A 19,838-nucleotide genomic window follows, 5' to 3' on the forward strand; every position below is an offset into this window, starting at 1 on the left:
GATGGAAGCCGATGCCCTTCTATCGTCGTCGCCGGCGGCGCGACGGTCAATCAGGCGGCTTTCGGCCAGCACCGTTCGCAGAGGAACAGCGGCTGATACACAGGTTCGCGCCCGCAGCGCTCGCAATCCTCCCATAGCTGGCCGCGCATCTCTGGGACCTTGTGGGACCTTGAGGATACGGGCTTCGGCTCCGCTACAGGAGTGGTCTCCCCATAAAGGTAGGGAGCTTCCCGGCGTCTCCGCTCGTCGTTGATCGTGTGACCGCGCGAAAGCTTCAATCCAAGCTCCGCCTTCTCCATGGCCGACAGGTTCGTGTAGGCCGTGCCGGCCGCCGCGAAACTATACCGCTCGGCCAGCCATGAGAGATCGTCGTCGGTAAGGACTTTGAATCCTTGCTCGCGACACTCGGCTTCGTACTCTTCCCGCGTGGTGGGCTCCATCTTCGGCGGAATGATTGTCATCGTAGTCCCCTTGGAAAAGATCGGGGCGGCAGACCGCCGCCCCTTCATCTCGGCGTGTGCAGAGGACATTCCACCGAGAATCGAGCTCCTCTATGTAGAACGGTACATCTGCCTTCACGGCGGTAAAAGATACGACTTCATAGCCGCATGCACTTTCAGAGCCACCGGACGACGGTGTTTCAATCAACGCTCATCATGAGCGAAACCCTCCGAAGAGGAGGGAAACGGCACCGTGGAATTTCCCCTTTCGGGGATCATCCGGCGCGGTGCCAGCGCCTACCAGCATTCGGGCGAACCGGAATGCTGGCTCGGGATTTACAGCCTCTCACGGGCCTACCCTAACCCCTCAAGGGGAACGGGAACCGTTGATTGACCAAGCCGAAACCCGTTCTCTCCTACCCCCCTTGCAGGACGATAACCGTGCCAGCACGGCGCGAACATCCCTGCTTTTGCGAGGGCGCTCGTCTTACTGACCAGACCACCTTGACGCCCATCGGCGATTTTCACAAGCGTAGAACTACCCTCTTTTCCAAGAAAGTTGACGCTGGTTAATGGACTGTAATTGTTGACAATCTAGCATTCTATCGTCGTCCCGGCGCCGGCGTCATGCGCGGCCCCAGCGGCGGATTCGGACTCGGTTCCGGAGGACGGAGACGAGCGACCTCACGCCTCAAGGCATCGCGCTGCGCTTCGGTTTCGGAAAGCGAGGCATCGAGCGACGATGCCCTTTCGACGGCCTTCCTGCGAGCCGCGTCGGCCTTCGCCGCCTGTTCGAGCGCGGACGAAGCGCGCTCGCGCAGCGCGCTCATGTCGGACTCAAGAGCGGCACGAATCCGGTCGGCAACCTTGGAATGCCGCCAGCCGTCGAACACGGTCCTCAAGATCGACGGCAGCCGCTGGAGGCGAGCCGCTGCTGCCGTGACGCGGACGGCTTCCTCGCGGGCGCGGGACATCATCGAGCGGGCCTTGCGCTGCTCCCGGACAGCGGCGTCATGCGCGGCCTTGGCGGCATCCGTAGCGACCTTGGCTTCCGCCAGGCATCGGGCCGCATCGGCCTTCGCGGCGTCGGCTTCCGCGCGCAGCGCGGCGGCTTCCGTCTCTGCCGTCGAGACCAGAGACTCGACTTCCGCTTTTTTCGCGCCGATATGCGTCTCGATTTTTTCCTTCACGGCAGCGGCGCGATCGAGGGACGCGCGCAGCGCGCGGGCTTGTGTCTGCTCTGCTTGCCATTCCATCCGCGTCAGACGACGGCGCTGGGGGCCAAGGCGTGTCAGACCGCAGGGAACGCCGACGGTCGTGTGGTACGAGTCCTGCCATTCTCGCATCGCAGTTCTATAGGCCTTGTCGCCGCGTTTATTCGTCGCCTTCGAATCCTCACCGTCGGCCGGACCGGCCGCCATGATTGCGGCCTTGGCCGTTTGCCCTGGATGAAGGGCAGAGGCCCGCATTGCTGGATCGTTAGGCAGCACATAAGCATGCAGATGGTAGTGAGACTCGTCCTCGTGGCGGATCACAGACACAAGTTTGTCACCGTATTGCGCACGAAGCCACGCAACCGTTCGCTTTTCCCACTCCTCCGCTTCGCGACGCTTCTCCGGATTGGTCCGGACCTCTTCCATGGAATGGGGATGCGATGCGACGACCGCCATGAGCGTGTGCTGGGACTTCTGAACTTTGCGAGGCTTGCCGCCCTTCGGCGTCGTCGTCGCGGCCTCGGCCGTCGCATCGTGTAGCCGCTCTAGTTCCTCCACGCTCATGCCGTGCACGATGACCGGAGGCGCTGGAGTCCCGACGTGAAGAGAGGCGGAAGGATCGCGACGGGCTTCGCCGAAGACGAAGCCAGTGGAACGACCCTTGCCGTCGCCCTTGCGGCTGTACGCCGTCATGTGGACGAACTGAAAGCCCATGAGACCTCACTGCACATCAGAGGAGGCCGTGGCTGCCGCGTCGGCCCTAGTCTCGGCATCGCGCGCTCGCTCCGCATTCAGCAGAGCGTTAAGTTCGCGCGGCATGTACCCGTGGTCGCGACAGAAGTCCTCTTTCCGGCTCATGGAGTCCTCTCGCCAGCGGTCAAGCCACTCGGCAACATATCCATAGCGCGGATGTGCGATCAGGACGTCGACCGCGCTACCGACGAGATCGACCGGGAATGGCTGTGGGTCCCGATCCGGAAACAGTACCCGGAGATCGTGCTGGTTGAGGTCTCGCCAAGTCCGAGCAAGCTCTGGGTCGTCACGCTTCATCGCCTGCCAGAGTTCAAGGACGATGCCGACACGACGCGCGTCGAGATTGATGATATTTCTGAGGTCTTCGTGCATGTGGGCCTCCATCGGGGAAATCCCGGTGCAAGGATCGTGAGTGCCGGCGGAGCCTGAAACAATGGTATTTAGTGACCGACTAATGACTTTCCCTGCGGTCAAGTCGTCGGCTCTCCGAGGGCACCCGCGCGGCGCCTGGCAGGGGCCTTCTCGCCGTCCGAGAGGACGGCGCGACACAACGGGATCTCCGTCGTGTTGCTCGGTGTCGTCGTTCCGGGCATCTCAGGCGGTTACCGTGTGAGAGCGCTGCCTTGCCGCCTCTTTACGGCTGCATCCGGTGTGGACACTTCAGACGCGATGTCGAACCTCGGTGCGGTGTACAGCAGGCCGGCCGGGTTGCGGCTACCTTTTTATCTATACACCTATTTTCACTGTCGCAAAGTTGTGGTCATTGCGATTGCACAACTTCATCCCATCTGGCCGTTGCCGTGCGGACGGACACGTCCGCTTCAGCGGCCAACGCCGCCCGCGTCACGACCTTGCCCGACGCAACGAGCCGTTGGTGGGCTTCTCGCAGCCGCTGGAGCGTGCTCGCGCCCTTGGCCTTGCCCGAATACCGTCCACCCGCTGCCTGTCGCTCAGTGACCGTTTTCAGGCCATCCACGACATCGAGGATGCGGCCACGGTTCACTGCCTTGCCTTCGAGCTTCGCCGGGTCGAAGTGCGCGACCAGATAGTCGGCGACCTTGGCCGTGACATAGCTGACGGACTCGTCTGCATGACCGCTCTTGTCGGCGTAGTCCGCAAGCGCCTCATGAAGTTGGTCCGCCAGAGCGGCACGGCTGCCGTGCATCCGTGCATCAGCTCCGAAATGCCACTCGGCGAGGAGCCGCCGGCCTTCGGTCCGCAACGCGTCGAAGATCGCGTTCGATGCAGTAAGGCCAAGCCCGGATTGCGCCGCCGCAGCCCTCCGCACGAGAACCGCTCGCCCGACGCTGGTGTCCACGTAGTCTGCGTATTCCGAAAGTGTGGGCCAGATGTCCCCGTTGGGCGTCAGCGTGTGCCAGTACGGACTCGTCGGGCACTTCATGCGTCCGGTCATGGTCGGAGCTGCTGGATCAGCGCCGATAGCCAAGAGCGCCGCCGCAAGGCCACGAGCTACCGCATCGAACAACTGGATCGGCTTCTGGCGGCATCGCTTGTCGTCGCTCCGCCAGACCGCTGATCCTTGCGGCAGCAGCCAGATGAAGTGCGGGCGGGAATAGCGACCATCTTCTAGTAGGTCGCCGACGATGATGTGCGGCAGGCAAGGAATCAGGCAATTGCGCACGTATTCCGTGAGAGCGGCAAGGCAAGCAGCAGGAGTTAGGAATACCCCGTCGCAGTCCACGCGTAGTGCGGCCATGAACTCCCGGTTCAACTCGATGTACGGATAGTCCAAGGTCAGAATCTTCTGCGGACACTGGACTTCAAGATGCGCCTTGTCCCAAGATGCGCGCGCTTTTCCGCCCTTCGGCACGAGCGTCACGAAATACTTGAGTACCACGTTGTCTTCGGACCTCAGCCCGCTCTCCTGGAAGTCGCTGCGCCACCTACCGCCGACCCGACGCATCCCGCGCTGGACGTAGCCTTGAGTCAGCCGCTCGCGAACGAGCTCGCGTTGCTCCATGCGCTGTTGCGCAAACCGCGCGGCATCGAAGTCGAATTCCTTATGGGCGTCAGTTCGATCGCGCTGCTCCGCTCTCCGAATACGTTCTCGTCCGGCGAGCCGCTGGGCCTCAGCGTATCGATCCTCGAAGCCATCGAGCCAAATTTGTTGACGTTCTGCGGTGTGAAATTCCGGTGGCGTGGCTGGGGTGTGGCCCAGCCGGGCGCTCAATTCGCCGTCATCGGCGGCTTTACAATGTCATCATGATTGTTCATCATTATTGAACATCTCCTTGAGAAACCGCCGTGAGGGTTGCTGCCCGTTGACCGGCGGTTTTTCAATGCTCGGCGGATGCCGAGCATCGGTCAAGGCCCGTCGCGCAGGAGATCAAAAAATCTGCTTGTTCACGTTTTGATCTTGTTAATCTGCTGGGAAGGATTAAGACATACTGTCAAAATTCGACACAGCGATGGAGTGATTCGTGACCGCTATCGACACCGACTTCAGCGAGCTCGTCCGAAGGACAGGCCTTTCCGCAGAGCAGATTTCAGTACGCGTGGGGAAGAGCGTCCGGACCATCCACAGGTACATTGATGGCGAGGTTCGCGTGCCGGCGCTGATCGCCGAAACCGTCAGGAAGGTGGCGGACGAACGCTGCGGTGGCGAAAGGAAGAAGGATGCCTTCACGTTCGTTGACCTGTTCGCCGGGATCGGCGGGCTGCGGCGTCCGTTCGAGGAGCTTGGTGGTAAGTGCCTGTTTACTGCCGAATGGGACCGCTTTTCGCGCGAGACATACGCGGCGAACTTCCCGGAGCCCGCCGACAGCATCCACCAGTCTGTCGGCGATATACGGCCATATGCGAACGACCCGGAATCCGTTCCGGAGCATGACGTTCTTCTTGCGGGGTTCCCTTGCCAGCCCTTCTCGATTGCTGGCGTCTCTAAGAAGAACGCGCTCGGGCGCCCGCATGGTTTCCTCTGCGATACCCAAGGCACGCTGTTCTATGATCTCGCAAAGATCATTGCTCATCGTCGTCCTTCAGCATTTCTTCTGGAGAACGTCCGCAACCTTCAGTCCCATGATGGCGGAAAGACCTTCGCAACGATCATGCACGTTCTTGAGATTGAACTGGGATATAAGGTTCAGTTTCGGGTTATCAGCTCGGAACCGTGGGTGCCCCAGAAGCGTCAGCGCATTTTCATCGTCGGATTCCGTGAAGACACGGCTTTTGACTTCAGCAAGCTCGAAGTTCCGGTCGGCCGGATGCCGGTTCTGGGGGATATCCTGGAGAAGGACGTGGACCCCAAGTACACGTTGACCGCGCATATGTGGAAGTATCTTCAAGACTACAAGGACAAGCACCGGGGAGCCGGGAATGGCTTCGGTTTCGGGCTCTTCGGGCCGAATGACGTTACACGCACCTTATCCGCGCGTTACTACAAGGACGGTTCGGAGGTTCTTGTCGAGCAGCCCGGCAAGAGGCCACGGCGTCTGACGCCTCTCGAATGCTCTCGCCTGATGGGATTCAACGAACCACAGGGCACGAAATTCGTGATCCCGGTGTCTGATACGCAGGCATATCGCCAGTTCGGGAATGCCGTTGTCGTCCCTGTCGTCCGGGCGGTGGCTAACCTTATGATGCCTCATATCGAGCTCGCCCTCCAGTCCGCCGGTGCGCAGCTTCATATCCCGGAACTAGACCAGCAGCAGGGCATCGCGGCATGAAATGGTTGATGTAGTCAGCCCTGAAGTCCGGAGCCGGATGATGTCCGGCATCCGGGGGAAGGACACGAAGCCGGAACTACTGATCCGGTCAGCTCTCCATAGAGCCGGGTTCCGCTACAGGCTCCATGCAAAAGAACTGCCTGGGAAGCCCGATATGGTCTTCCCCAAGTACAACTCTGTGCTGTTCGTCCATGGGTGCTTCTGGCACGGTCACGGCCCCGACTGTAACCTTTTCCGATGGCCACAGTCGCGGGAGGGCTTCTGGCGGGAGAAGATTCACAGGAATGTCGAGCGCGACGATGCCCAGATACGGTCCCTTCTTGAAGCAGGCTACCGGGTCGGCATTATCTGGGAATGCGCGCTTAAGGGAAGACAGAGGCTTCCACTTGACGTTGTGATTGGGCTTTGCTCGGATTGGCTGAAGGCGAGCGATTCGAGACTGGACATCCATGGACATCAAACGCGGTCATCTGTCTGATTACTTCGAGGGCGTCGCGGTTAAGCGGCTGACGAAGGTGGATGCGACGCCGAAATCCAACCAGCACGAGGTCGGCACGACGCGGGCCATGGAAGCCTTTCTCGGACGCGAGAAGCGTGTCTTCGAGGTTTCCTATGTATGGCTAGGCGCAGAGCAGGACGGGTTCTCGGTGGACGGCACGGCCACGATGTATGATGCCCGAGAGCGCAAGGAACATCGGCCGGCGGAATGGCGTCTGTACTACACTTCGAATCCTGTGACGGAGGCCATGAACGAGGGTGATGCTCTCTTCCTCGCGATGGAGCCCTCCGGGCGTCTTCACTTCATCGTAACGGCTGCCGGATCAACCAACGAGACTCAGCTTCTCTGGCTATTCGGCATTGAACCGTCGGGCAAGAGCTTCATCTCCCGTGAGATCACTGCTGAAGATGATCCCGGACTCGACTTCGCAGCACGTTTCATCCTAGACGAGCTTGGCATCGAGTTCGAAGACCCCAAGGCGAACGAACTCGACACCATCATTGACAAGTTCGGGCTTAACTTCCCTACAACAGCCGTATTCTCGGATCTCGCCCGTCTCACACTCCCGGATGTCCGGGCGGAAGACGACCCAGACGCAGCACTCGTCGCCTGGCTTGATCACGAGGAGGCTCTCTTCAGACGCCTCGAACGTCGCATCGTGGCGGACCGCCTCACCAAAGGGTTCGCGAACGGCGAGGACGTAGATGTCGATGGTTTCATATCTTTCTCACTGAGTGTCCAAAACCGGAGGAAGTCCCGAATGGGACACAGCCTAGAGAACCACCTGGAGGCTGTCTTTCAGGGATGTGGAATCCAGTATGCCAGGGGAGCGATCACGGAGGCCGGCAACAAACCTGATTTCCTGTTCCCGGACGCGGAAGCGTATCAGACGGCCGCGGTCGGAGCGCCTGACCTCGTGATGCTGGCCGCGAAATCCACCTGCAAGGATCGGTGGCGTCAGGTTCTCCCGGAAGCCCTGAAGATCCCGGAGAAACATCTGATCACTCTGGAGCCGGGCATTTCGACAGCTCAGACGACACAGATGGCCGGCTCGAACCTGAGTCTCGTCGTGCCCCTTTCGATTCAGGAGAGCTATACGGTCGCACAGAGAGCCTGGCTCTGGAGCGTCCAGAGTTTCGTGAACTTCGTGAAGTCGAAGCAAAACCTACTCATGCAGAGCGGCAAGATCTCCAACTGAAGATCTGAAAATCATAAGGATTTGCGATTCCGCGCGACTTGCTTTCGAGGCACGACTGCCACTATGGTCCTTTCGAAAATTGAGGCCCGCTATGTCAAACAGTCCCCAAACTTACACCATCTCTGACTTCATCGAGTGGAATAACAAAAAGCAGCTTCGGCTCGATCCAGATTTCCAACGCGGTTCGGTTTGGACGTCAAGCGCCAAGGTGTTTTTGATAGATACGATCTTAAATGACCTTCCTATGCCGCAGGTGTATTTTCGAACGAAACTAGACACTGCGCGGCAAACCAGCATCCGAGAGGTGGTCGACGGCCAGCAGCGGCTTCGCTCCATCCTAGAGTTCGCCTCAGGGCGTCTTAAGCTGACCGGGAAAGCGGGGAGGTTCAAGGGCAAGACCTATGCGGATTTGGACCCCTCGGATCAAGAGCGTTTCCTCGCCTACAAGATCACCGCTGTGCAACTGATCAACGCATCAGATGCCGATGTCCTGGAGGTGTTCGCTCGCCTCAACTCCTATAGCGTTAAGGTGACGCCAGCCGAACTGCGTCATGCGGAATACTCTGAGCCAGTGAAGTGGGCGATATACCATACTTCTCGCGACTGGAGGGTCCTCTGGGACGAATACAAGGTAGTTTCGATCCGCGATGCCGTTCGGCTGAAGAATACTTCAGTTACGGCAGAGTTTTTTATGATTCTTGATGTGGGCTTTGGAGATGGTGGCGAGCCATCGATTACAAAGTACTACAAAGAACGGCGGGAAAAGCCTGAAGAATTCTTTACACCATTGCGCACTAAGGTTGATGAAATTATCGGCGAAATAATTGAGGAGCTTTCCGATGACTTCGATGACACAACCTTCTTCGATTCTCCGAATTTCCTGATTGTGTTCGCTGCCGTAGCATATCTGAAGGGATACATAAGCAATCGCAACATCCCTGATGACTTGGATGTGGCAGCCGGGAGTGGCGTAGATTGGGAGAATGCACGGGAGAACCTCGCTGCGATTGCGCAAGCATTCGATGACGAAGATGACGATGCTCCCTACGCTTCGTTTGTAGCTGCGACGAAGAGCACGACACATCGCCTTTCTTCTCGGAAGCAAAGGTTCAAGGCGGTCGTAGAAGCGATATCCTAATGCGGCTTGATCAGCGTCTCTGGTTGTTCAACAAGCGATTAGATGATCTCGGATCACGACTAGCCGCCTTGGATAAGGCAGAACCTCTATCCGTCGACGAAGTCTACATGCTTGAACGGCTTCTCGTGCAGTTTCAGATACTATGGGATCACCTTGTTCGATCAGTCATCCTTGATAGTGCAACGGGCATATATGTGAACTCTAACGGTGCCGTGACATCCTCGCTACCCAAGCCTCCGCGATCCAGGGAGAGCGCCGCCTACCGTCTGATTGCCCTGTACCCTCGACGCACTTATGAGCCCGATTGGTATTTACCTGGCGACGCCATCGATGCTGCGTCTCGATTACAGTTGTCTAACTTGCCAGAGATCAGTGCTTACCTTGGCACAAGTCCTTGGGTCATTTCTGACCTGAGACATATTCGCAACTTCGTTTCACACAGGACGAAACGCTCTGCTCTTGCTCTCAGAGCCGCAGTTCCGGTCGGTAGTTTAGGATCGGAAGCTATAGTGCGCCGGTGCTTCGACTATTCGCATGGAGGCTCTCAGACCTACTCGACTTGGATCGCATTCATGAAGACCGTTGCACGGGGAATAACGACCTGATTATCAAAAGTTTGACAACCCCACAATCTACCCCCACATTGTTGACGCGACCCATGCTAACTGTCTGCTTTTAAACATTTTTGGGGAAAGTGCGCCGGAATCCAGGTTCCCCAGCCATGACTTCTTTTCTCAATAAAATTAACAACTTAGCGAAAATTAGAAAACACTAAGTGTTACAGTCTTGTGGATGCTCCACACGTATCATCGTGCATCCGGCAGCAAGCGCACGATGCGGCGAAGGGTTGAGGATTCAATTCGGCGAGTTAATATTGACGTTGTGATGTGCGATATTTTGGGACAAGACGGCGATGTCCACAGGCTGCTACTGTTGTTCCGCCTTCACCAAGTGATAAACTCGCCATACCCAACCGATTAGGTTTAACAATGACAGTAATTACAACGCGCGACTGCGTTCGATGTGGAACGGCTAAAGTTCAGCTTACGTCTGTTGGGCTGGTGTCGGATAATGCTAGTTATGAGATCGCTTTTTCATGCAACAACTGCCGCAAATTGAGCATTTATAAAGCCCAATGCAGCATTGACTTGAAATCGAACAACGTAAACATTGACGCGACTGGTTACGGGAACTGTGAGCGTGAGCCTGTCCTTAATATAGTATCTGTTGCTCCATTAAGTGATGACATTCCCCCGCGTATAGCTGAGCTTTTCATGCAGGCAGCTAAATCTCGCCGAATGCAAATGTTTGATGCGTCAGGTGCGATGTTTCGAAAAGCCATCGATGTCTCAACCAAACATATATTTGGAAGCGATCCTCGTCTGGCAGGAAGAAATGCTGCTGACGCATTGCGAGTGCGGATCAAAGCACTTGGCGAGCTGAAAATCCTCGAAGACGATATTGTAGAGCTTGCTGATGTCGTCGCGGTCGATGGAAACGACGCGGTCCATGAAATAGACCCATATACCGCCGAAGAAGCTGAGGCACTTGAAGACCTCACGCTAGACCTACTGGATCGGCTGTTTGTGCGTCCGGCTCGAGTTGCTCGGGTGAAGGCGAAACAAGTGGCTGCCGGACAGCGAAAGGCCTGACGGTTAGCCGCGCTGAAACTTCGGTTTCCAACCGCGCACTAGGCCGGGGCTTATCAGCGCCGACGTGATTTCGAGTTGCCCATAAAGGAAAGCGGGGTCGGCAGTGACAGCGCGGAGGGCGGCGAGCGCATCGCCGCCGTGAGCGGCAAGGACGGCTTCTGCTAGGTCTGGTCTTCATCGCCGGGCATGGGTTCGGACTGGCGAGCTTCGGTAGACATGGGCGGGCCCCAGAAAATCAGATTTATTTCTATTTTGTTCTCATGGCGAAGTGAGTCACCCCCGCCTGCGTGCAACCATCGTGAGGGCAGGCAGAATTAGAACCATCCCTTGAGCTTTTCGATCAAACCTGGAACAAAAGCGCCAATCACTAGGGCAACTACGCCAGTGAGTGCTGAGACAGCGATGGTGTCAAAGTTTCTCTTAAGGAAGCTGTCTTTCACTTCGTAAAACACGGCGTTTCGAAAAAATATGGAATACCCATCCCACAAATGCTTCACAGTAAGCGCCGAAAAATACGCAATGTAAGCGAATGTAATGGTAAAACTTATGTAATCTGGAATATTGAATTTTTCCGAGCTTACATTATAAAAAAAGTATACAAAAATTATCGTCAATACATAAAAAGTCCTGAATATTTTTAGCTCCGCAAATCTGTCGACAAATGATTTGTGCCTAACAATATCGTGATAAATTGATTTTACTATACTGAAATTATTACTTCCCCATATTGGAGAAACGGACGCCCAATTTCTTTCAAATGAAATAATTGCGTTTTCAGTGTATATTTTTGGCTGGCCAGCGAAGAGAGTTTTATGTGCTTTGATATCCTCCAAACTCTCGAATTCTACGTCACCATTCTTCGCAGTAAGCTTCAACTCGCCCTTCGATTCCAGGATACGAATAACGTCATCGACGGAAATTGAAAGGTGACCTAATTCATATCGGACATTCTCACGGGAGATATCTTTGATCACAATAGTCTCGTTAAGCTAGAGCTAAGGTTAGCGCCACAACTTCAAAGGCAACAGCTTGCCCTTATCGAAGGCATCGCATATAAATAGCCAACAATCTAGGGAAGCTGACGGGTTACCAATTGCAGGACGTTAGGCCGCCCGAATGTTCGCCTCATCCGGCTGGCGGCGTGCCGCAAACCAGCGACAAGCTCTGAAACCCGACACGCCTTACATGGTCACCCCCCTACCCCTCAGACCGCCCAGCACCCTCTCGATTTCGCTCGTATCGCCTCGCGAGCCCAAAATCCGGCAGCCAGGATTCGCGGCGGATGGTCCAGAGTTCGTAGGTTGGGGTGAACTGGTCGGGGGCGTCCAAGGCGCCGAGGTTCACTTCGACTTCGTCGGCGCTGCGGCCGAAGACCGGTGAGCCGCAGCGGGGGCAGAAAAAGCGGCCGGCGTAGTCGCGTGTTTCGCCTTCCACCGTCACCGCAGCTTCGGGAAAGATCGCGGATGCGTGGAAAAGAGCGCCGTGATGCTTGCGGCAATCGAGACAATGGCAGATGCCGACCCTATAGGGGCGTCCCGACGCCACGAACCTGACATTGCCGCACAGGCAGCCGCCGGTGAACTGGTCCATGCTGCGTCCCCTTCCTTGTTCGCTGGCCGTATCCTTGCCATCCTCTGGCCGTGTCCGTTGGCCGTATCCGTCGGCCTGATCAGATGGGGGGATTGTTGCAACGAATGGCTTTGATTGCAATTGCGCCGGTCGAAGGGCGGGCATGCGTCACGCTTGCGACGGGCAGCGGGGGTCACGCGTCGACGCGAACAGAGCTGTCAGCTGACGCAGGGGCGGACTTGCGTCAGCGGCCATTGGAGCTGCTTTTAACGACTGCAGAGCAGATCTTCCCCTTCCGCTCAATGCGCAAGGGGAAGGGTTTTCAAGGGGTCAGTTGGCGGGCGTCAGGGTCATCGAGGCGCTGCCGGCTGCGACGTTGAGGCCAAGCTGGCCGGTGACGCTGACGGCCTGGAGGTGGATTGAGCCGGAGGTGCCGCCCACCAGAACATTGGCGCCGACGCCGGCGCCGACGGTGGCTTCGGCAGAGGCGCCGACATAGAGGCCGGCCAGCGAGCCGCGGTGATAGCCGGCGGTCGGCGCAAAGACCGCCCAGACGAGGCGGCTGCGCGTCGTGAAGCCGAGGTCGACGCCGAGCTTGCGGATCTCGCCGGTGTAATTGTCGAGAAGCTCGCTGCCGACCGTCGAGCGGAAGACGCAATCGGCTTCCTTGGCGGAACCGATGACATACCCCGTGCCACCGCCGATGTCGCAGGTGAGATTGCCGATCTTCACGCCGCCCTCTGCATCCTGGTCATAGGCCGCCGGCGGCGTGTAGCCCGGCGTCATGTCGGCGGCGGAGGCTGTCTGGGCGCCTGCCAGCGCGAGTGTAGCAACGGTGAGTGCCATCCCAAAATTCTTCATCATATCAGTCTCCTTGTCATATCGTGACGGTGCATGGCACCGGGCTGTCCATCCGGCTAAGGCCGCAAGGAATCCTGCGCGCAATCGACCATCGATGCCGATCGGCGAACCTGCTGCGGCGCCTATGAAGACTCAAAAGCGACGGACGAAGTTACCCTTTCAACCCTAAAGGGGCATTTCGAAGGCACCGGCGCCGTTTGGCCTTGGAGCTCAGGATTGTTGACCAGTGAGGCCTGTTTGCGGAACCATCGGCCGTTCTGCCCCGTTGTCGTGACAAGAGAGACACATTCGATACCAACGCAACGAGGAGGAGACATCTCATGCCGACCACCATTCCCAACAGCCCGCAGCCCGACCTGGAAACCCCGCGCGGCCCGAGCCGCACGCCGGGTGTGCCCGATCGTTCGCAGGAAGAGGCCCCGAAGCCGCCGGTGCAAAAGCCGGACGACAGCCGCAACCCGAACGATCCGGCATTGTTGCCGATCGGCGATCCGGCGGGCATGGCGTGATGGAGAAAAGCTTGAGCAGTTAGGCTGCATCCCTTCTCCTTGCGGGGAGAAGGTGGCCCGGTGGGTCGGGCGCAGCGTGCTGCACCGGGGATGAGGCGGACCGACAGCCACAACCACATCCCGCCTTAAAAGACCTGGCCCGCCTCTAAAGACATCGCCAAGGCAATCACCTGGCAGAGTTTATGACCAGCCTCAGCCCTGCCTTTAGAGCAGGGTTTCTTCTGTGTCGTCTTTGGTGGTGTCCTTGCGGCCGCGCTTTTTGGAGACGGGCTTGGCAAGCGAGGCGTAATCGACAGCGCTTTCGGCGGGCTTCGCCTTCTTAGGGGCCTCGTCCGGAAGGGTGGGCTCGGGCTTCTTCTCGAAACGGATCATCGGGGCGTCCTTCGGTGGGAGGGGTCAGGGGAGTGCTATAGCACCGATGCCGACCACCATGACCACATTTTTGCAACGCTCACCGCTATTTCGTTGCCGCCTGCATTTTTTGTTTGCGCCGCAACAATGGCGATTGCATCTTTACATGTCATCCAGTCCCAAAACGGAATTCAGTGAATGTCAGCAGATGCCATCGTTCTTGGCGCCGGGATTATCGGCGTTTCCACAGCCGTCCATTTGGCGCGTCGCGGAAAATCGGTGGTGCTGCTTGACCGCCGCGGTGCCGGCGAGGAAACCTCGTTCGGCAATGCCGGCCTGATCCAGCGCGAAGGCGTGGTGCCCTACGGTTTTCCGCAGAACCTCGATCTCCTGGTGCGCTACAGCTTCAACAACCGCATCGACGCCCATTACCATCCACGGGCCGTGCCCAGTGTCATGTCGTTCCTCGCCAAATACTGGTGGCATTCCAACCATCGTCGCCATCTCGATATCGCCCGTTCCTATGCACCGCTGATCGAGCATTCGGTCAGTGAGCACAGCGAGATGGTGGAGGCGGCTGGTGCCGGCCATCTGATCCGCAAGAACGGCTGGATGGAGATTTTCCGCAGCAATGCCAAGCGCGATTCCGAATATGCGGAGGCGGCACGGCTCGCCCGCGACTATGGCATCGGCTATACCGAGCTTTCGTCCGCCGATCTTGCCAAGGAAGAACCGCATCTGCGCGGGACGTTCACCGGCGCGCTGAAATGGTCGGATCCGTGGTCGGTGCTCGACCCGCATGCCCTGACAATGGCCTATCTGAAGCTGTTCGAGAGCCTTGGCGGCCGCTTCGTCAAGGGCGACGCGACGACGCTCACCGAAAACCCGTCTGCCAAGAGCTGGACGGTGAAATCCGACGAGGGCGCGATCGAGGCCAGCCAAGTCGTCGTCGCCATGGGGCCGTGGTCGGACGACGTCACCAAGCGGATTGGCTATCGTTTCCCGCTCGGCGTCAAGCGCGGCTATCACATGCATTATGGAACGACCGGCAATGCGACGCTCAACAACTGGACCATGGATAACGAGCGCGGCTATTTCCTGGCGCCGATGAACCAGGGCATAAGGCTGACGACCGGCGCCGAATTCGCCTTTCGCGATGCGCCGAAGACACCGGTACAGCTGGAGCGCGCCGAAAAGGTCGCCCGCGACATCTTCCCGCTCGGCGAACGGCTGGATGCCGAACCCTGGATGGGCGCCCGCCCCTGCACGCCGGATATGATGCCGATCATCGGCAAGGCGCCACGCCACGCGAATGTCTGGTTCGCCTTCGGCCACGCCCATCACGGCCTGACGCTCGGGCCCGTCACCGGCCGGCTGATTGCCGAGGCAATGGACGGAGAGAAGCCCTTCCTCAATATCGAGCCCTACAGGCCGGAACGCTTCAAGCCCTGATCGCAAAGGGCTGGCTGGCTTTGCGGCAAAAGCAGTGCTAGGATAGAAACTGGTCATTCGACCAGTTTTTTAGTCCTTCCCTCCGGAAGGCACTCAGCCCTGATGCAGCGCTGCATTTTCCAGCAGCCTCTTGCCTCACGGGCGGACCAGTGGGTGACGGGCAGACGCATGGCACGGTTTTTGATCTACAACGCAAAGAGCGCCCACCGTTAGCAGTGTTTCTTTCGCGTGCGGCGTGGTGTCATGCCGATCGATCAAGACCAACGAGCAACTGCCGGTGCCTTATGGATATTGAAAGCCAAGCCAAAGCCTTTTTCGACGTCAATCCCGATATCGAGGTTCTCGAAGCCTTCGTCATCGATGTCAACGGCGTGCCGCGCGGCAAGTGGATCCCGCGCGAGCGGGCGCTTGACGTGCTGACCAAGGGCATGGCCATTCCCCGTTCAGTCTATGCGCTGGATGTCTGGGGCCGCGACGTCAATGCCGCCGGCTTGGCCGAAGGCACGGGCGACCCGGATGGCATCTGTTTCCCGGTTCCAGGCACCTTGTCGCGCGTCACCTGGCTGTCGCGGCCGACCGCACAGGTTCTGCTCGAAATGAAGAATCCGGACGGCAGCGGCTTTTATGGCGACCCGCGCCAGGTGCTGGCCGCGGTCCTCGAGCGTTACAAGAAGCTGAAGCTGACGCCGGTTGTCGCCACCGAACTGGAATTCTACCTGATCGACCCGGTGCGCTCGGCGCTCGATCCGGTGCGGCCGCCCAATACGCGCGACGGGCGCTGGCACACCGGCCAGACGCAGGTTCTGTCGATTTCGGAATTGCAGGATTTCGAAGAGGTGTTCTACGGCATTTCGTCTGCGGCCCGGGCGCAAGGCGTTCCGGCCGACACGACGCTGCGCGAAAACGGTCCGGGCCAATATGAAATCAACCTCAACCATGTGCCCGACGCGCTGGCGGCGGCCGATTACGCGGTGCTGCTGAAGCGCATCGTCAAGGGCGTGGCGCGCTGCCACGATCTGGATGCCACGTTCATGGCCAAGCCCTACGGCACCCAGGCCGGCAGCGGCATGCATGTGCATTTCTCCATCCTCGACGAGGAAGGCCGCAATATCTTCGTCGGCGAGGACGGTCCGGCCGACGTGCTGATGCACTGCGTCGGCGGGCTTCTCGACAACATGGGCGAGAGCATGGCGGTGTTTGCGCCGCACCAGAATTCCTATCGCCGGCTGCGCCCCTCCGAGCATGCGCCGACCTATGCCTCCTGGGGTTTCGACAACCGTTCGGCGGCGGTGCGCGTCATTACCGCATCCAGGCCCGCTACCCGCATCGAACACCGCGTCGCGGGTTCGGACACCAACCCCTATCTGGTCCTGGCGATGATCCTGGGTGCGGCCCTTGCCGGCATGCGGGAAAAGACCCAGCCGGGCGGCGCGATCAGCGGCGACGAGCATGCGATCGGCCACGAACCGCTGCCGACCAACTGGGACTATGCCATCCAGCGCTTTGCCAAGTCGAGTTTCGCCTATGCGGCGCTCGGCCCGAAATATCGCGGGCTCTACACGGCCTGCAAGCAGCAGGAGCAGGCGGAATTCTCGCTGCGCGTGACCGATGTCGAATATGACGCCTATATCAGGACGGTGTGAGATGAGCGACCAGATCAGAACCAACACCCACAATCCCGGCCATGCCAATTCCTGGTATGCGGCGTCGGCCAACGACAGGCGCATCCGCCCGGTGCTGGAAGGCGAAGAGGTTGCCGATGTCTGCGTGATCGGCGCCGGGTTCACCGGCATATCGGCGGCGCTACAACTGGCGGAGAACGGCTTTTCGGTGATCGTGCTGGAGGGCGAGCGCATCGGCTTTGGCGCCTCGGGGCGCAATGGCGGGCAGATCGTCAACGGCTATAGCCGGGATCTCGAAACCATCGCCCGGCGATACGGCCCCGACAAGGCGCTAAAGCTTGGGCAGATGTCGCTGGAAGGCGGCCAGATCATCCGCGATCGGGTGGCGAAATACGGCATCCGCTGCGGTCTGGTCGATGGCGGGTTCTTTGCCGCCTTCACCGACAAGCAGGTGCGCGAAATGGCGGGCGTGAAGGCCCATTGGGAAAAGCACGGCCACACCGGCCTCGAGATGGTGTCCAAGGCCGAGGTTGGACAATATGTGAAAGCCGACCGCTATGTCGGCGGCATGATCGACAGACTTGGCGGCCATATCCATCCTCTCAACCTGGTGCTGGGCGAAGCCGCTGCCGTCGAAAGCCTGGGCGGCCGGATTTTTGAGAACTCCCGCGTCACCGGCCTCGACATGGGGGCCAATCCCGTGGTGCGCACGGCCAAGGGTTCGGTCAAGGCCAAGTATGTGCTGGTCTGCGGCAATGCCTATCTCGGACAATTGCTGCCGAAGATCACCGACAAGATGATGCCGGTCTCCAGCCAGGTGATGGCGACCGAACCGCTCGACGCCCAGCTGATCGAGGAACTGCTGCCGGCCAATTACTGCGTCGAGGATGCCAATTACGTGCTCGACTATTATCGTCGCACCGCGGACAACCGCCTGCTCTATGGCGGCGGCATCGGCTATGGCGGGCAGGATCCGGCCGATCTCACCGGCGTGATCCGGCCGAATATGCTAAAGACCTTCCCGCAGCTGGCCGGCGCCAAGATCGACTTTGCCTGGAGCGGCAATTTCGCTCTGACGCTGACCCGCATCCCGCATATGGGCAAACTGTCGGACACCGTCTATTTCTCCCATGGCGACAGCGGCCATGGGGTGACCACCACCCACCTGCTCGGCAAGATCCTCGGCGAGGCGGTGGCCGGCCATGCCGGACGCTTCGACGTCTGGTCGTCGCTGCCGGCCCTGCCCTTCCCCGGCGGCAAGACGTTCCGCGTGCCGCTGACCCTGCTTGGCGCCTGGTGGTATGGCCTGCGCGACAGGCTCGGCATCTAACAAAGGAAACCGACCATGCGCACCGTGACCGTCGCCGCCACGCAGATGGCCTGCAGCTGGGACAGGGAGAATACGCTTGCACGGGCGGAAGCGCTGGTGCGCGAGGCCGCAAGCCAAGGGGCGCAGGTGATCCTGCTGCAGGAACTGTTTGAGACGCCCTATTTCTGCCAGGACCAGCGGCCGGAGTTCTTCGAGCTGGCAAAGCCCTTTGAAGGTAACCCGCTGATTGCGCATTTTGCGACGCTGGCGGCCGAGCTTGCGGTGGTGCTGCCCATCAGCTTTTTCGAGAAGGCGGGACAGGCCTTCTTCAACAGCGTGGCGATCGTCGATGCCGACGGCTCGGTGCTCGGGCACTATCGCAAGAGCCATATCCCGGATGGACCCGGCTATACGGAGAAATACTATTTCTCGCCCGGCGACAGCGGTTTCAAGGTCTGGCAGACGCGCTATGCGAAGATCGGCGTCGGCATCTGCTGGGACCAGTGGTTTCCGGAAGCGGCGCGCAGCATGGCTCTGAAGGGTGCCGAACTGCTGTTCTATCCGACCGCCATCGGCTCGGAACCGCAGTATCCGACGATCGATTCGGCAGCCCATTGGCAGCGCGTCATGCAGGGCCATGCGAGCGCCAATATCGTGCCGGTCATCGCGTCCAACCGCATCGGCACCGAACCCGGCAAGGCGGGCACCGAGATCGCCTTCTACGGCTCGTCCTTCATTACGGGCCAGACCGGGGACATGGTCTGCGAGGCCGACCGCATCAGCGAAACGGTGCTGACAGCCACCTTCGATCTTGACGGCATTGCACGGCAACGGCAGGCCTGGGGCCTGTTCCGCGACAGGCGGCCGGATCTCTACGGCACGATTGCCAGCCTCGACGGTGGCATCTGAACGGGCTTTCAGTCTGCGTCGTTGGTCGCGTCGTCTGCCTTGAAAAGCTGCAGCTGACGGCGGATCATCGCCTTGAAATCCCCTGATATGTCGATCGTCTGGTCGTTGCGGAGCATCAGCGCCAGGCGAACGGCGCCGGCCGCCATATAGAACATCAGAAAAACCGTGCGATTGTACTGCATCCGGCGCGGCGCGGGGACAAACCTTGCCGTGGCGGCTGAAAACATATCGGCATGCAGGCGAGTTTCGGCGACATCGGCGCTTTTCAGGTTGTTGTCGGCCTGGATGGCGTTCAGCAGGTCCTGGGTCGGCGGATGTTCGGATACCAGCTTGAAATAGGCGTCGAATACGGTTTCAGCCGCCGCACCGACATCCTCCCAGTTGTCGATATGGGTCAACTTATCGGCGACCAGCGCCCGGATATTCAGCGCATAACACTCGTAGAGCGTGGCGATGATGGCCGACTTGTTGGGGAAATATTGATAGACGGAGGCGATAGGACCGCCGGCATTGGTGGCGATCTCCTTCATCGTTACGGCATCCAGCCCCTTTGAGCCGATCAACTCCATGGCAACTTTCAGGATTTCGTCGAGCCGTTCGCGGCTGCGTTCCTGCTTGGGTTGTCGGCGCAGGGCAGAGCCCTCGCTTGCGTCCATTCGGCTGTGCATCGGGGGAT

General features: G+C 59.1%; 20 protein-coding genes. 11 read left to right on the forward strand and 9 right to left on the reverse strand.

What is annotated here, in order from left to right:
* Positions 1-50: 50 nt before the first annotated feature.
* The 4 genes from HFC70_RS20045 to HFC70_RS20060 all read right to left on the reverse strand — a co-directional run bounded on the left by HFC70_RS20045 (position 51) and on the right by HFC70_RS20060 (position 4,388).
* Complete coding sequence (locus HFC70_RS20045; protein WP_157951580.1) at positions 51-461, reverse strand: hypothetical protein; 411 nt, start codon at positions 459-461, stop codon at positions 51-53.
* A gap of 581 nt (positions 462-1,042) precedes the next feature.
* Positions 1,043-2,368: a plasmid recombination protein gene (locus HFC70_RS20050; RefSeq protein ID WP_168475064.1), complete on the reverse strand. Its 1,326-nt coding sequence runs from the start codon at positions 2,366-2,368 to the stop codon at positions 1,043-1,045.
* A 6-nt stretch (positions 2,369-2,374) separates the two neighbouring features.
* Positions 2,375-2,779, reverse strand: coding sequence for a hypothetical protein (locus HFC70_RS20055; RefSeq protein ID WP_168475065.1), 405 nt, complete (start codon positions 2,777-2,779; stop codon positions 2,375-2,377).
* Between the two features lie 388 nt (positions 2,780-3,167).
* Positions 3,168-4,388, reverse strand: a complete 1,221-nt coding sequence (locus tag HFC70_RS20060; RefSeq protein WP_107340625.1) for a hypothetical protein — start codon at positions 4,386-4,388, stop codon at positions 3,168-3,170.
* On the opposite strand from HFC70_RS20060, the gene HFC70_RS26825 reads away from it, so the two are divergent.
* From HFC70_RS26825 to HFC70_RS20085, 6 genes are all read left to right on the forward strand, one after another.
* On the forward strand, positions 4,380-4,634 hold the full coding sequence (locus tag HFC70_RS26825) for a hypothetical protein (RefSeq protein WP_107340626.1): 255 nt from the start codon (positions 4,380-4,382) through the stop codon (positions 4,632-4,634). The two genes, HFC70_RS20060 and HFC70_RS26825, sit on opposite strands and share 9 nt — an antisense overlap.
* Positions 4,635-4,848: 214 nt before the next feature.
* Positions 4,849-6,093 carry a DNA (cytosine-5-)-methyltransferase gene (gene dcm, locus HFC70_RS20065; protein ID WP_368669754.1) on the forward strand — a complete coding sequence of 415 codons (1,245 nt, stop codon included), beginning with the start codon at positions 4,849-4,851 and terminating at the stop codon, positions 6,091-6,093.
* 1 nt (position 6,094) lies between these two features.
* Positions 6,095-6,571, forward strand: a complete 477-nt coding sequence (locus HFC70_RS20070) for a very short patch repair endonuclease (RefSeq protein WP_107340627.1) — start codon at positions 6,095-6,097, stop codon at positions 6,569-6,571.
* A complete protein-coding gene (locus HFC70_RS20075; RefSeq protein WP_107340628.1) occupies positions 6,543-7,790 on the forward strand; it encodes a type II restriction endonuclease in 1,248 nt (415 codons plus the stop codon). The genes HFC70_RS20070 and HFC70_RS20075 overlap by 29 nt, the downstream gene beginning before the upstream one ends.
* 91 nt (positions 7,791-7,881) lie before the next feature.
* Positions 7,882-8,928 carry a DUF262 domain-containing protein gene (locus HFC70_RS20080; RefSeq protein ID WP_107340629.1) on the forward strand — a complete coding sequence of 349 codons (1,047 nt, stop codon included), beginning with the start codon at positions 7,882-7,884 and terminating at the stop codon, positions 8,926-8,928.
* 989 nt (positions 8,929-9,917) lie between these two features.
* Entirely contained in the window at positions 9,918-10,580 is a 663-nt protein-coding gene (locus HFC70_RS20085) for a DUF4145 domain-containing protein (RefSeq protein WP_168475067.1), read from the forward strand.
* A 314-nt stretch (positions 10,581-10,894) separates the two neighbouring features.
* Here the strand turns inward: HFC70_RS20085 and HFC70_RS20090 are convergent, their stop codons facing one another.
* From HFC70_RS20090 to HFC70_RS20100, 3 genes are all read right to left on the reverse strand, one after another.
* Positions 10,895-11,554 carry a hypothetical protein gene (locus tag HFC70_RS20090; protein WP_168475068.1) on the reverse strand — a complete coding sequence of 220 codons (660 nt, stop codon included), beginning with the start codon at positions 11,552-11,554 and terminating at the stop codon, positions 10,895-10,897.
* A 223-nt stretch (positions 11,555-11,777) separates the two neighbouring features.
* A complete protein-coding gene (locus HFC70_RS20095) occupies positions 11,778-12,170 on the reverse strand; it encodes a GFA family protein (protein ID WP_168475069.1) in 393 nt (130 codons plus the stop codon).
* 309 nt (positions 12,171-12,479) lie between these two features.
* Positions 12,480-13,013 (reverse strand): DUF992 domain-containing protein, encoded by a 534-nt coding sequence (locus tag HFC70_RS20100; RefSeq protein WP_246735881.1) that lies wholly within the window; start codon positions 13,011-13,013, stop codon positions 12,480-12,482.
* A 317-nt stretch (positions 13,014-13,330) separates the two neighbouring features.
* Between HFC70_RS20100 and HFC70_RS20105 the strand changes: the two genes are divergently transcribed.
* The gene (locus HFC70_RS20105) at positions 13,331-13,519 is read left to right on the forward strand and encodes a hypothetical protein (RefSeq protein WP_168475070.1); all 189 of its coding nucleotides are present in this window, start codon (positions 13,331-13,333) and stop codon (positions 13,517-13,519) included.
* A 204-nt stretch (positions 13,520-13,723) separates the two neighbouring features.
* On the opposite strand, the gene HFC70_RS20110 is transcribed toward HFC70_RS20105, so the two are convergent.
* Positions 13,724-13,891: a hypothetical protein gene (locus tag HFC70_RS20110; protein ID WP_168475071.1), complete on the reverse strand. Its 168-nt coding sequence runs from the start codon at positions 13,889-13,891 to the stop codon at positions 13,724-13,726.
* 177 nt (positions 13,892-14,068) lie between these two features.
* On the opposite strand from HFC70_RS20110, the gene HFC70_RS20115 reads away from it, so the two are divergent.
* The 4 genes from HFC70_RS20115 to aguB all read left to right on the forward strand — a co-directional run bounded on the left by HFC70_RS20115 (position 14,069) and on the right by aguB (position 19,162).
* A complete protein-coding gene (locus HFC70_RS20115) occupies positions 14,069-15,322 on the forward strand; it encodes an FAD-binding oxidoreductase (RefSeq protein ID WP_168475072.1) in 1,254 nt (417 codons plus the stop codon).
* A gap of 284 nt (positions 15,323-15,606) precedes the next feature.
* Complete coding sequence (locus tag HFC70_RS20120; protein WP_168475073.1) at positions 15,607-16,965, forward strand: glutamine synthetase family protein; 1,359 nt, start codon at positions 15,607-15,609, stop codon at positions 16,963-16,965.
* 1 nt (position 16,966) lies between these two features.
* Positions 16,967-18,274, forward strand: a complete 1,308-nt coding sequence (locus tag HFC70_RS20125) for an FAD-binding oxidoreductase (RefSeq protein WP_168475074.1) — start codon at positions 16,967-16,969, stop codon at positions 18,272-18,274.
* A 15-nt stretch (positions 18,275-18,289) separates the two neighbouring features.
* The gene (aguB, locus tag HFC70_RS20130; protein WP_168475075.1) at positions 18,290-19,162 is read left to right on the forward strand and encodes an N-carbamoylputrescine amidase; all 873 of its coding nucleotides are present in this window, start codon (positions 18,290-18,292) and stop codon (positions 19,160-19,162) included.
* An 8-nt stretch (positions 19,163-19,170) separates the two neighbouring features.
* Here aguB and HFC70_RS20135 read toward each other — a convergent pair whose 3' ends face one another.
* Positions 19,171-19,830 (reverse strand): TetR/AcrR family transcriptional regulator, encoded by a 660-nt coding sequence (locus tag HFC70_RS20135; protein ID WP_246735882.1) that lies wholly within the window; start codon positions 19,828-19,830, stop codon positions 19,171-19,173.
* Positions 19,831-19,838 lie beyond the last annotated feature (8 nt).

The sequence above is a fragment of the Agrobacterium sp. a22-2 genome (assembly GCF_012276985.1).
Classification (GTDB): Bacteria; Pseudomonadota; Alphaproteobacteria; order Rhizobiales; family Rhizobiaceae; genus Allorhizobium.